We start from the raw sequence: 14,843 nt of genomic DNA, 5'->3' as shown, positions 1-14,843 counted from the left end.
TTCTTGACTGTCTCCATTGGTATCGCACAACTCATAAGTAACAGGCATGGTAGCCGTTGGTATAGCGATGACTTCTATATCAAATTCTGCTTCAGTTGTACATCCAGTAGAAGTATCTTCAACTAAAACATAGATGGTCATAATATCTGGACTTCCTGTATTAGCAAAGGCTGTTGCATTAGGAACAGCAGTCCCATTAGTTCTATCGCCTGCACTTGCATAATAAGTTACGGTATAATCTCCTGGATTTGGCTCATTGGCAACAATCGCAGCTTCATTATCTGTAAGATCAAAAGTCATTACTCCATCGGTATCATCGTCACACTCTTCTAGGTTTGGGATGTTTGCTGGTACAGATGGCTGTGGATTAACCACTACATTAAATTCTGCTATAGAAGCACAGTTATCTGCATTTATTACACGCACATAAATAGTTTGTGATGTAGAGGTTGCATAGTTGGTAGGATCTAAAATTTCTCCTGTACCGTTACCTGATTGAGCATTTGCTAACACATCGTAATACTCTAACACATAGGGTGCAGGAACATTAGCAACAATGGCAGTCTCATTTCCTGAAACATCTACAGTTTGCGTCCCGCTGCCATCATCACACAATACTACATCGGCTAAAGTACCTGCTGCAGGGACTACAGGGTTTTGCCCTATATTAATATCTACTGGTACTAAATCATAACAGTCTGAGGTTGGCGCAACTCCTAAGGCAGTATAATCAAAATCTAAACGTGCGTATACTGTTTCTGATACGGCCGGCGTAGGATAGGTCGTTGGATTGGTTATAGGATTGGTTTCGTTATGTGCATCGTTTTCTGTTGGGTAGTAGGTTACTACATAATCCCCATGATCTGCTACTGGGTAGTTTGCTTTTATCTCGGCATCTTTTGTAGTTAAATTTACCGTTGGCGAAGCACCACCCCCACAAAAATCAAATGAAGAAGGACAACCTGCTATAGGACAAAACTTAAATCCATTACTCTGGGCTTGTATATTATAGGTATAATTAGATCCAGGACCACCACATACCATATTGTACTCCATAAATCCTTCAATAGTAAATTCTCCGTAAGGGTCAGGAATATCACCTTGGTTAATGGTAACACAAAACTCTCCTGGATTAGGACTAGAATAAGCAGAAGGAGTAAACACCACATTTCCGTTACCATCTACAACATTTATTACAATGTCATCTAAGGTAATAGAACCTGTAGCTGTAGTTCCTTCACTTGGGTTGTTATACGTACCACAAACTTCTATAGGCCACGTAGATGGGTTAATTACCGCTAATGCTGGGGCACAATTTGGATCTATAGGTTCTTGAAATAAAGAACACGCCTCGTAACTTTCTCCTACTTGATCAATAGGGTCTACCGCCATATAACCAAAAGCAGAATCACAAAGCCCAGGACTATCTTCTCCCACATATAAGTTATCTATATACGCAGTACCCCAATGTACAGAATAAATACAATCTCCCACCGTAATTTCTAGCCTAGCTTTTTGGCCTTGTAACTCTATAGTATTAAGCTTAATACATGACCAATCTGTATATACAAGATTTGGAGTAGAATGCGCAGTACCATCAGGTTTAAGCGGGTTAGATATGTTATTAAAAATACAGTTATCTGGGTCTGCTACCACACAACGGCTTTGTACTTCATTTCCATTTTCATCAAAAAGCTTTATGGTAACAAAAGGCTGCTCTTGAATTGTTGGGTGACCTGGGTCATCCATCATAAACATAAAATCGAATGCCAGTACTTCCCCTGCCACAAACTCTTTAACCATAGTGGTTCTTGTTCTAGCTCCGTGAGAGCCATTATCTCCATTTAATTTGATAGATTTATCTGAACATCCAAAAGGAGATGTTTTAGGCATTTGAACTCCATTAGCTAGAAGCCAAGGTTCCCAACCAGGAGAAGCATAATTTACCTGATCATTACTTGTATTATAATTATACTCATCTATAGTAGAGGTATACTGCGGCACACTTGATAAAATATAACTACCAGTGTTGCAAGCTTCAACTTGGCTTGCAGGAGTATGGTTGTCATGAGTATAAAAAGTATATCCATCTGCATCAAAAGCTCCAGAAGCATCTTGGTAGCTAGGATTCTCTATACAAGCACATTCGTTTTCTAATAAGTTAACCGCCAGAGGCTCACTCTCACAACCACTGATAGTTTGAGTTACATAGTAGGTGTCTCCATCCGCTAAACTAATACTGTTAATATTGTTAATAGGCATGGTTCCAGCTGCATCACTATACCACTGTAAGTTTTGCCCACATACCACTACCGAAGATAAATCGTCTGTTGAATTAGCAAAACCTGCCGCCTGCCAAGTAGCCGCGGTACAAAATGTTTGTATACTTTCTGCCTGTGGTATTGGAGTACCATATTCTACAACTACAGGAAACACTTCTGAACAACCAGTTATTCCCAGATCAACATAATAGGTTTGCTGCCCTTGTATTTGTGTTGAATTAGGTATAGATGCAGTTCCTGCTGCATCACTATACCAGCTTAAACCACCAGAAGCATTATAGCCTTCTAAAGGAATATCATCTAAAGTAGTGATATCGTCTTTACAAAAATCGTCATAAGTAAAACCTCCAGTAATAAGAGTGATTTGACCCGTAGACGGCGTACACCCTGCACTTCCTGGCAAGGTATAAGTATAAGTATAGGTACTATTGGGTTCAGCTCCTATCTGCGGGTAAGGATTATTTACATTAGAATGGGGATTACCATTAAAATAGGTAGTGTTATTAAATCCATTAGTTGGATTTGCCCCTAAGTAAAGACCTTGATTAGGGAACATATACAAAAAGTCTCTAGGTGATGCCCAGCTCACCCCTGTAACAGGAGCTCCTAAAATATCATTAATTTGAATACCTACATCTACCGTAGGATCGATAATATAAATATTTGTGGCGGGATCTCCACATAACACCGGACTTACCGAAACATCACATTGGCTATGCACCGAAACATAACTCCCTATAAATGTGACTAATAATAGTAAAAATTTCTTCATAATGGGTAAAATTTATATACTCTTTTAGTGGTTTTCTAATAATAAAACAATTAGATGGCTATAACTCCTACCACCAAACAATTTATTTTGGATCGAAAAATAAAGAAAATCATTGTAATTTCTTAACAAAATGATAAAAGAGTTATAATTTTAACGTAAAAAAGCCCAGAGATAAATCTCTAGGCTTTTCATTTAATTAATAAATATAATTTTTATCCTTAATCATTCACAATTTTAAATTCTGAACGACGATTCTCTTGATATTGTTCTTCTGAACAATTTCCACCACATTCAACTTTAGGCTCGTTTTCACCAAAGCCTTCGCCTGAAATTCTAGAAGCATCTATTCCTTTTGAAACTATATACTCAACAGTACTTTGCGCTCTCCTTTTAGATAAATCTAGGTTATAATTATCAGGACCTCTACTGTCGGTATGTGCTCTTACAAAAATTTCTAATTCTTGATGTTTATTCATAACTCCTACTAAACGATCCAATTCCATCGCTCCTTCTGGAGTGATGTTTGATTTGTCAAACTCAAAGTAAATTGGATTTAACACCACTTCCTCTGGAGTAATAATCTTCTCAATTGGATCTAACTCTACTACCATGGAAACTTTTTCTCCATCAGTTTCAGAAACTGAAGCAGAATTACTTTCATATGCATCTGCATTTACCTGTACAGCATAATTTTTCTCTCCAGGTAACATAAATTTCGCAGTAGCCTCTTCATTTGTTTGTTGAGTTGCCACCTGAACTTCCTTATCACTGTATACAGTAACATCTGCGTTTTCGATTAATTCTCCCGTTTCAGAATTAATTACTTTTACAATAAGATCAAGCTCTTTAATTTCAATTACACCAACTCTAAAAATTTCATCATTGGCCACCAACATGTCGCTACTACCTCTGTTAGAACTTAAGTAACCTGTTTTATTTGCTTTATTATAAGAATAAGCAAAATCATCTCCAGCACTATTCACAGGCTGTCCCATGTTTTTAACATCAGATAAAGATGATTTACCGGCATCTATATAGAAAATATCTAAACCTCCTAAACCTAAGTGACCATCACTAGAAAAAGACAATGTTCCTTCATCATCAACAAAAGGAAAACTTTCTCTCCCTTTAGTATTAATATTGGCTCCTAAATTTTGAGGCTCCCCAAATGTTCCGTCACCATTTACAGTAACTTTATATAAGTCAGACATTCCAAAACCTCCAGGCATATCACTAGAAAAATATAAAGTTTTCCCATCCTGACTAAGGGCTGGATGACCTGTTGAATATTCTGAATCATTAAATGGAAGTTCTTGCACATCATCCCACTTACCATTAATTAAAGTAGCCATGTATAATTTTAGTTGACCAATTCCATCAGAACTTTTTTCATAATCCCCGTCTGTATAATCATTACGAGTAAAATAGATCGTATTTCCGTCTGGAGAAATTGCGATAGTCCCTTCATGATACTTAGAGTTGACCTCACCAGAAATTAAAGCTGGCTCGTCAAAATCATCTGCAACCTTATTTACCATATATACATCTAAAGTAGGTTGATCATTCCAAGCATAGTTTTTTCTAGATTCATTTCTAGCTGAAACAAAATAAACCTTACCGTCTCTTTCATAGGCACCAAAATCTGAATTATCAGTATTAAGAGTAGCCAATGAATTTACAGTATACATAGTTTTCTCATTACGGATATTATTCAAGTAATTAGGATTGTTTTTAAACTCTTTTGCACGGGTATCATTAGGATAACGATTAGCAAAATCCTTCATTATTTGGTTGCTTTCAGCATAATTTTCATTGGCTTTTAACATCTCTGCATAACGAAAATAAACATCTTCATTTGCAGTAGGTTCTTCAGAAATATACAATTTGTAATAAGTTTCTGCTTTTTTTGTATTGTATATATTATAATAAGAGTCTGCTAACCTTTGATAAACATATGCATCAGCTTTACCTTTTTCAACCAATTTTTCATAATCATCTATTGCCTCTACATACTCTAATCGATCGTAATGCTTATCAGCCTTTTTGGTATCCTTATTTTGAGCTATAGAAAAGCTTGTTACAAATAATAGTAACGTAAATATATAATATGTGTTTTTCATAATTTTCTTAGTTATTTGTTTGGCATTAGAAGTATCTAGGTGATCTATAAGTTTTCTTGTTAAAGAATATATGGAAAATCACAAAAGCTTCATACGATGGCTCATCGATATCTGATATGGAGTTATCGTAAGCAAAACCAAATTGAACCCAATCTGTTGCTCTAACCCCTATTAACCCACTAACAGCATCTTCATAGCGATAAGAAGCTCCAATTTCAAAACGATCATAAAATAATGCATTTAAATTCCCGTCAAATGATGCTGGAGATTCAAATGAAGATTTTACTAACACAGATGGCTTTAATTTTACGTTATCACCAAGTTGAAAAACATAACCTGCGGTTGCAAAATAATGTTGCTCTTCATTACCGTATTCTCTACCATCTGGGTCTGCATCTAAGTGTGCAGCATCTAAGAAATTAGGCACAGACACTCCTATATAATAGTTATCACTATAGTAAAGTAAACCAGCCCCTACATTTGGATAAGTATTTGTGATATTTTCCGCGAAAGCAGGATCAGTTTCATCTATTAAATCTAAGTTTGATAAAGAAGCATCATGAAAAGTTGCTCCTGCTTTAAGACCAAAAGCTAAATTACTTTTAGCAAGTCTTAAAGTGTAAGAGAAATCTGCATAAACATTCGTTTCTTTAATTGGCCCTATTTCATCTGAAATAACCGATAAACCCAAACCTGTATTTTCTCCAACTGGAGAGTGAGCGTTGAATGTATAAGTGGTAGGTGCCCCATCAATATTATTCCATTGACTTCTATATAATAAACCTACATCTAAATGATCTTTAGACCCCGCATAGGCAGGATTCACCACGTTCATATTATACATATATTGGGTGTATTGAGGATCTTGTTGAGCATGACTTTGAAAGGTTGTAGTCAAAAAGCCAGCCAACAATAAATAATATAATTTTCTCATAGTATGTTTTGTTGTTTTGATTTGTTTAAAACACCCCCTCTATATTTACCCAAAGAGGGGTGTTTGTTTTTTTAGTTTACCTGTCGATTGATATAAATATACCCTTTCTTATTCTTACCAAAAATGACATCTTCACTTTTAAGATCCATTACATAAAAATAGGTACCCGTTACTAATTCATTTCCATCTTGGTCCATACCACAGAAAGAGTTGCTATAATTATTAGCTTCAAATACTAATCTACCATAACGGTTGAATATTTTTAAATTATCAATACCTGTACGATCGTTTAAGAAAGCTAAATCAAAACAGTCATTTTGACCAGGAGTAGTATCTGGCGATAAACCTTGTGGCAACACACAACCAGCATTTTCATAAAATTCTATATCTACGCTTACATCATCGTTAAAACAATCAGCAACACCGATTTGATTAACTTTTACAGAATATGTACCTTCTTGGGTAGCATCTATAGAAGATTGGATTTCTCCTGTGATTTCGCCACCATCTAAATACCAAGTAAACTCTACCTCAGATTCGTTAAAATTAGAAACTGTAGCCACAATTTGTGCTGTTTCATCTGCACAAATAACTTGATTTCCATTTAAAGTGACTTCAGGACGTTCACCAATATTTACATCTACCATATTAGTTTCTGTACAACCTCTATAAGTTACATCTACAGAATATGTTCCAGAAACGGAAACATCAATACTTTGAGAAGTTTCTCCTGTACTCCACACGTAATCAACCTGATTTAAATCTATCCCTGGTTGACTATTATCATTAATAATATTTGCAGTGATGGTATAATCATCTCCTGTTCCACATAAATCAACTAAGCTATCACCTAAATCTACCTCAAATTCTATATATTCAACTTCAACAGTTTTAGTTACTGAACAATTTTGTTCAGAAATAGTAACCGTATAAGTCCCTCCCTGTGTAGCCACATAATAACTACCTGTAAAAGGAATCAAGACACCATTTCTTTCCCAAGTATAGGTAACATTTTGTAAATCTGTTATATTGGTTGGAGTCGCCACAATTGGCTCACTTATTCCACCTGGACCACAAGAAGAAATTAATGCAGGTAAGTTCACTAATGGATCGTTATATACATTTAGTTCTATATTTATGATATAAAAACAACTTGTAGTGGTTCCTTGAGGATGCCAATCTAATCGAGCAAATACATTTTGCTGGTAAGCAGTAGAGTTATTGAACGCCGTTGGGGTCCCTATTTCAGAAACTTCATCTATAGCATCAGTTTCAGTTTCATAAAACGTAATATCTACATCGGCAGCTGTCCAATCTGTTCCTCTAATTTGAGGTGCCACTTGGGTTAAATCAAAAGTTCCTATTCCTGTACCTGTATCATCACAAGTAGATAATGGCGCTACACAGTTTGCGGTAGGACAAATATCTACATTAGCATTATCTGTGATCACTAAATCATAAGGGTCACCACAATCTAAAGTATATTCTACTGTCGAAGATATTTGAAATTCTCCGTAAGGTGATACATTTACATCACTAGCGTCTATGCTAAAGCAAAATTGATCTCCAAGAATAGTAGGATTTGTTGCCGTACCTACCTGCACTCCATTTTGAGTGATTGATAAAGTTAAATCATCTAAATTTGGCGCATTTCCATTACTAATAGGCGTCTTGATAGTACCACAAACCTCTATTGGAAATGGAACCGATGCATTAATATCATCACCACACGATTGTACCGTTCCCGCAACATCTACTACACAATCTAAACTTGTTGGGTTAGAGGTTACACTCTCCATCGCGATATAACCAAATGATGGCGCATCACAATCTGAATCTATATTATCACCCACATAAAGGTCATCAATATAGGTATACCCCCAGTGACCCCCTAACGTACAATCTGCTACTGTAAACTGGACAGTTGCTTTTTCACCAATTAAAGGTAAGGTGTTAATTTTAAGACATGACCAGTCACTATATAAAATACCACCCGATTGCCCGAATAAGATACAATCTTCCGTTTGAGACACAACACAACGTGAGGTAAACTTATCTCCGTTTTCATCAAAAATAGTTACATACAAATAAGGTTGCTCATCATAATCATGACCTGAAGGGTTTTGAAAAATGGTCGCAAAATTAAATACGAATACTTCTCCCGCAATAAATTCTTTAGTTACGTGATTCACCTTTCCGTTTGGTGACGTATGCCCACCTCCATTATTAATACGAAGACTATATTCAGAAAAAAGATTATTAGCATTTGTTCTATCTAAAGGCGTGTTTCCATCTAAACCTTTAGAAACTGGAGCAACGTTTAGACCACTATCAACACCTCCAATGGTATAGTTAGCTGCTAACGCAGTAGAGCCTCCACAGGTTTTATGTCCTTGTTGATAAGATTCATCATAGGCAACATAACCATTGGTAGCCGCCGTACCATCATACGATTCAAAATTAGGTTTCTTTATACACCCACATTCACGATCTGTAACTTCTACAGTCAATGCTGCACTTTCTACACCCCCTACAGTTTGAGTTACATAATAAGTGGTATTATCCTGTAGTACTGTAGTAACTGGAATTTGATTTGTTAAAGCCTGATCTGAATAAAATGTTAAATTTTCACCATATAAGTACAGTTCATCAAATGTATCACCTGGTTCTGTAAAACCAGCACTTAACCAACTTGCAGCAGAACAAAAATATTGATTGTTTTGCCCCGTTGGAGGAGCGGTTTGCGCATAGGCATCATTAGCGCCCATCACTATGAACAAGCCCATCAAAGCAAGCTTGCAAATAAGTTTGTGGGACTGAAGTAGTCTTTGTTTCATAACGTACATTATTTAATTATTTTAAAATACCCTCTCCTGAATATTGAAATTCAAGAGAGGCCATTTCATATTTTACTTTATTACTCTTTTATTATTCTTATGATTTTTTTACTAGATTCAATATGAACTACAGCAAAATAAGTCCCCGCTGCTAATCTTTCTAATGATATTGCAGCTGTTGTTAAACCAATTTTTTGCTCTATTACCTTTTGTCCCGTTAGGCTGTAAATTTCAATAACATCTATAGAAGTTCCATTTTTGAAATTAACAATATCCTGGGTTGGATTTGGATAATAATTTAAATCTGCAAAATAAACATCCCCCACACTCAAGTTTTTAGTATCAAAATCTACACTATCTATAGCACTTTCTACTGGAATAGTTGAATCACAAAGAGAGTAAATTTCAGCTGTGAAATCTTCATCAAGAGGTAAATCTGTAATCACTTTCGTAGTATGTGAAATATTGTTATTTGATAAGTTAATACTGGTTGACTTAATTTGTGCTCCCGTATCATCCTTAATAACAATAATATAACTTTCTACACTGGTAACATCCATTGGCTCATCCCACTGTAAAACTATACTTGCACTACCATTTTGAGCAATTACAGGCTGACCCGCAACAATATTTGTAGGCTGAGGACAATCTAACTCCACAGTTATTTGAGTATAATCACTTTCACACCCATTCATGGTTTGCGTAATATAGTAGGTTTCTCCATGAGATAATAAGAAGTTAATAGTAACTAAATCATACTCACCATTTTCGTCAATTACATAATATTTCAAGTTTGATCCTGTAACATCTAAGTCTCCTACAATATCTCCTTTTATATAACTCTGAGTTGAATTATTTACTACTGGAACATCTGTAAATGAAACGGTAATATCGACCACGCTTGATACATCTGGACATGTAGTAAAATCTAATGTCGCATTATAGGTAAATTGCCCCCCTGTTGAACTTACAAAGTAAACTTCATTAGAAGGAGAACCATCATAAGGTATGCTAGCTTGATCGTCAAAATATAAATCAGTTACTGGACTCCAAGATACAAAACCATCATTGAACTCTCTAGACACAATAATATTGTCTACAGCAGCCCACCAGCCCCATCCGCCAGAATAGCTTACACTAAATCTAACATCTGAAGAACCTACATACGAACTTAAATCTATAGAGGCATTTTTAAAACCTGTAGGATTATATTCCCCCACAAGGCTAAATACTTCTTGCCAAGGTCCTTGATCTACCGAAACTTCAATTTTAGCTTCCGTATCTTGATTGGTGTATTGTGATGGGTAATCTTTATAATAATACTCAAAATCTAAATCTACTCCAATTACCCCTACTAAGTTTAATGAAGGCGAAATTAATCTAGTATCTAAACCTGCTGCAGGTCCTAATTGATCCGCTGAAGCGATATAAAACTGAGAATTATCTGAGCTTGATATTTGATCTGTAGGATTTCCTGGTGGAGAGTAAGGTGAGTTTACTATGGTGAAAGTAGATCCTGTTAAAGTTCCGTTAGGAGCGGTTGAATTATTCACTGCCGTTAATCCTTGAGACCCTGTTTCAAAATCATAAATACTTGAACCTGAGGTTAATTTAATAATCTCATCTGTACAAATGTTTGTCACATCAGGAATCACCCCTAAATTACCAACACCGTTAGCTTGTATATCTATCGTTGCAGTGGTACTACACGTAGTAATTGGGTTATACCCTGTAACTGTAAATGTAGTATTTGCCAAGACAGTAGGTTGAATAGTTGCTCCTGTTGCTGTTTGAGAACCACTTACATCTGTCCAACTCCACGTATAATCATAATCAGTATCACTACTTGTTGCGGTAAGATCTACCGTACCTCCTACACAAGCAACCATATTCGAAGCCGAAGTTGTAATTGGTAAAATATCATGCACTATCGCATCAACAGGTAAACGTGTAGTCTCACATAATACTTCAGGACCTCTAATAGTCCAGTTGTAGAAATAGTAATAACCAGAGGTAGCACTTCCTGTTGAACTTGCACCATTAATAATTTCTGCAGCATTTCCTAAAGCATAAGGAAAATCAGTATCACCCGAAGCGGTATAATACATAGTCGGTCCAGATTTTTTTCTTAAATAATATTCACCTGGTGTTGAAATCACCCAGTTCAAACTTATGGTATTTAAAGATGGATTCGCTACAGTACCACTTGTTACAGCCAGTGTTTTAGTTAGTGGAGTAAAACCACTTGGCCCTCCACCTAATTCTACCTCTAGATTTCCGGTTCCCGCTACATAAACTTGTACATCTACTATGGTCATTGGCTCAGTAACATCTATCAAGACTCCATTTGCCGCAGAACTTGTGCTTGTAGCAACAGGCCCAGGATTACCCTGATTTGCAGTTTCTCCTTCTCCTAAAAATACTTCTGTAGCATAATAAGTTTCAGTTTGAGATAATGTAGGGGTAGTAAATGTTGTTCCTACGCCTACTGGCTCTCCTCCTGTAGCTTGATCATACCAATATATTTCAGTATTACTACTATACTGACTCGGATTTTTTGTTACTGAAAGTGTTAATTCTCCACTTTCACATACTTCGTCAGTTTGGCCATTCGCAACTCCTCCTAAATCTGTTAAACAATCTAGCTCTTCAAATGTCACCATTAAGGAAGGACTCTCACAACCAGCAATATTTTGTGTTACAAAATATACATCTTGATCGTTAAGTACAGTATTACTTAAAGGTGGCGTGATAGGCGTCCCAGGCGAACCTGCATTGTTGGTATACCACTGTAATGTCGCTCCATTAATGGTTGGGTTAACCCCTGCTCCAGTTACTGAAAAATCTGATAAGGTTTGACCTGCAACAAAAGGCTCTATAGCATCTCCTGATGGAGGAATCCATGAGGTACAATCAAATCCTTCAATATCTAAAGTATAACTAGAATTGATTGGAGCTCCACTAGAGTCTACCGTAGCTATAACTATATATAACTCTTGACCTGCATTCACAAACAAGCTATTCACTTCAATATCTTGTCCATTCGTTGAAGAGCCTCCGTCAAAACATATACCATTAGGCCCTCCTATATCATTACAATCTTCATAAATAAATAATCCTGTAGTGGCCGCACTATTTAAGTTAGAAACACTTACGGTTAGAATATCACTTTGTGAAGAGGTAAAATGATAAACCACCTCATATCCATCTAAGATATCTAAAGGAGTTCCACAATTTCCACCAGGAAGCCCACTGTAATCTTCAAAACCAAATCTATCGGTTTGATCAGAATCTGTATATGGTAAATCTACACTATTGTTCGGTACACTTGGATTTTGATTTGCCTCTAATGCTACTTCACAATATGATCCTTGTGCAATTGTTTGAAAGGTTGCTACTTCAGACCATTCACTTTCATTTCCTGGACCACATATAGATCTTACATAGATATAATAAACTTGTCCATCATCTAAACCTGTTAAAGAGGCCATCATCTCCCCATTTGCATTTACAGTACCAGTAACTGTTTGGAAAGGATTATTACAAGTTGGGTTAGGATTAGGTATTCCACCAGTAGGCACTGCTTCGAATTTACAATAAGCCACTTCCCATTCAGTAATATTGGGAGCATTTAAATCTACCCAAGAAATATCAGCCGAGTCAAAAGAAATAGTAGTTTCATCTATTTCTACTTTAGCTGGCTTAACACAAGATACTTGTTCTACAGCCGCAAATCTATCTACAAAAACAACAGCATCTGTCCCTTGATTAGTTACAACCATTTTCCAAGCAAAGTCTGAGCCTGAAGGCAAATTAGAAGCTGCTATTAAATCTGTTTGGGTTGAACAATCTAAGGTTGCACCAGTCAAGGTAGTATAAGTTGTCCAAGTTGTACCCGCATCTGCAGAATACTGCAAGGCTATAGAAACCGAATTTGCAGGAAGAGGATTACCTGAAGTAGGGTCCACCACCTTATATTGAAATGAAATCTCTATATCCTGACCTGTAGTAACTTGAGAAACATATTGCAGTATTCGATCACCTCCAGTAGATAATGCACTTACAGATTGATTACCAGAACAAGGATCTGTCGAAGTTATCGCAAATGGAGGCAATCCTGAACTCCAACCCGTAAAATCCGTAAGCGCCGAGCCATTTTCAAAATCCTCGTAAACAAGCACTTGTGCATTTGTCGTATTTATTCCTAAACAACATAACAAAAACACTACACTTAAAAAAAAGTAATTTTTATTCATCTTTATTTAAATTTAGAAGTATTAATTATTCTATTAAAACAACAAGGAAAATACAAAAAATGAGTTTTCCTTGTTGCTATACTCTTAATTATTCTTTTATCACCTTAATCATCGCAGACTTACCATCTACAGTAACCTTAATAAAATATGGTCCTGCAGCGAGTCTTTCTACGTTTAAGTTCACCTTTCTTTGATTAGATTTTTGATCTATCACTTTTTGACCTAGCATACTATACAACTCCACACGCTCTACAATGTTAGAGTTTTCAACAGTTACATGGTTTTGCATAGGGTTTGGGTAATAGTTAAGTCCCGCAAATAACGGATTATCTAATCCTAATACTCGATGCACAGTTATCGCTAGCTTATCACTTTCACAAAGGCCATTTGGAGTTTGAGATACATAATAAACTCCCTGATCTATAAGATTTACTTGCGAAGGATCTATCACTGTAAATATTAACCCATCTGTACTTGTATACCAAATAAGATTATCTCCTTGAACATCTATATCTTCAACAGTTTCTCCTGAAACAAAAGATTGGTTAATTGATGCTATAGGCAAATCTGCTACATCTTTTACATCTACAGTAACTTCCAATCGATTATCACTTTCACAAGCATCTATCGTTTGTGAAGCATAATAAACTCCGCCGTCTATTAAAACTTCATTAATTGCTAAAGGTGAGTTCGATGTATCTGAATCGTACCACTGTAAATCAGCACCATTCCCTAATAAATCTGCTACAGTTGCGCCTGCACAAAATTTCTGTACAGCATCTCCAGTAGGAGCAGCTGTTGGCTGATCGTTTACTGTTACGATAATTTCTTCTCTAGGAGACTCGCAAATTACATCACCAGTACCAATTGTCCAATTGTAGAAATAATAGTAGTAGTAATCATATGTAAATGTATTTGAAACACCATTTATAATTTCTCCTACCCCTCCTAAATTCATCGGATAACCAACTCCAGAAAAATCATATTCATACATCATACTAACATTCCCCGAAGTTTCTAAAGCAACTAAACGATAAGTACCAGGTCCTGGAACTGTAAAATTAAGTGGTAAAGTTACAGGCGTTGGAGAAGCCGTTGTTCCTGCAGGAATTGTAACATTTTTTGTTGCTATTACTCCGCCTGTATTATCTAATAACGACACATCCATTGTCCCACCTCCAGTATTTGAAAATACTTCGACATCGATAATAGTAAATGTAGAGATTGCTGTAAACTCTAAACCTTTAGGTGTCGTAAACAAAGCAGAGCCATTTCCATAATTATAAGTTGTTAAACCTAACCCTGGGGTTGGATCTTCTCCTTGAATAAATACTTCACTCGCCCAGAAAGAAATAGTTTGTGTTACATCTACCTCATAAGTATCACCTAAATTTACGATATTTCCTCCAGTAGCGGCATCATACCAGTAAATTTCACTACCTGTACCTCCAGCCTGCGCTGTAAGAATCACTTCCCCTCCTGGAGCACAAATAAGCGCATCATTCCCCGCAACACTCATACCTGCGCAGTTAAACTCTTCTGGCGTTATCGCGATAGGGGCGCTTTCACATCCTAATATCGTCTGGGTAACGTAATAAGTAGTTCCATCCACCAATGGAGTATTCCCTGGAATTGGCATGGT

At 36.3% G+C, this 14,843-nt stretch carries 5 protein-coding genes and 1 pseudogene; all 6 read right to left on the bottom strand.

Going from position 1 to position 14,843, the window contains the following annotated elements; translation table 11 throughout:
• Positions 1 to 3,054: pseudogene (locus tag FT986_RS11955) on the bottom strand (hypothetical protein); the annotation flags it as partial.
• A 218-nt stretch (positions 3,055 to 3,272) separates the two neighbouring features.
• On the bottom strand, positions 3,273 to 5,174 hold the full coding sequence (locus FT986_RS11950) for an OmpA family protein (protein ID WP_147865249.1): 1,902 nt from the start codon (positions 5,172 to 5,174) through the stop codon (positions 3,273 to 3,275).
• 25 nt (positions 5,175 to 5,199) lie between these two features.
• The gene (locus FT986_RS11945) at positions 5,200 to 6,108 is read right to left on the bottom strand and encodes a type IX secretion system membrane protein PorP/SprF (RefSeq protein ID WP_147865248.1); all 909 of its coding nucleotides are present in this window, start codon (positions 6,106 to 6,108) and stop codon (positions 5,200 to 5,202) included.
• 71 nt (positions 6,109 to 6,179) lie between these two features.
• Positions 6,180 to 8,945 carry a gliding motility-associated C-terminal domain-containing protein gene (locus FT986_RS11940; protein WP_187248627.1) on the bottom strand — a complete coding sequence of 922 codons (2,766 nt, stop codon included), beginning with the start codon at positions 8,943 to 8,945 and terminating at the stop codon, positions 6,180 to 6,182.
• An 80-nt stretch (positions 8,946 to 9,025) separates the two neighbouring features.
• On the bottom strand, positions 9,026 to 13,201 hold the full coding sequence (locus tag FT986_RS11935) for a T9SS type A sorting domain-containing protein (RefSeq protein ID WP_147865246.1): 4,176 nt from the start codon (positions 13,199 to 13,201) through the stop codon (positions 9,026 to 9,028).
• Positions 13,202 to 13,289: 88 nt separating this feature from the next.
• Positions 13,290 to 14,843, bottom strand: a 1,554-nt coding sequence (locus FT986_RS11930; RefSeq protein WP_147865245.1) for a T9SS type A sorting domain-containing protein, incomplete at its 5' end; no start/stop codon positions are given.

The sequence above is a fragment of the Mesonia sp. K4-1 genome, assembly GCF_008017825.1.
Lineage (GTDB): Bacteria > Bacteroidota > Bacteroidia > Flavobacteriales > Flavobacteriaceae > Mesonia.
This window is presented reverse-complemented; position numbering and strand designations above follow the sequence as displayed.

Bases quoted from the DNA above. Each gene is read 5' to 3' on its own strand.
- FT986_RS11940 (WP_187248627.1), bottom strand. From the start codon at position 8,945: ATGAAACAAAGACTACTTCAGTCCCACAAACTTATTTGCAAGCTTGCT.
- FT986_RS11950 (WP_147865249.1), bottom strand. From the start codon at position 5,174: ATGAAAAACACATATTATATATTTACGTTACTATTATTTGTAACAAGC.
- FT986_RS11935 (WP_147865246.1), bottom strand. From the start codon at position 13,201: ATGAATAAAAATTACTTTTTTTTAAGTGTAGTGTTTTTGTTATGTTGT.
- FT986_RS11945 (WP_147865248.1), bottom strand. From the start codon at position 6,108: ATGAGAAAATTATATTATTTATTGTTGGCTGGCTTTTTGACTACAACC.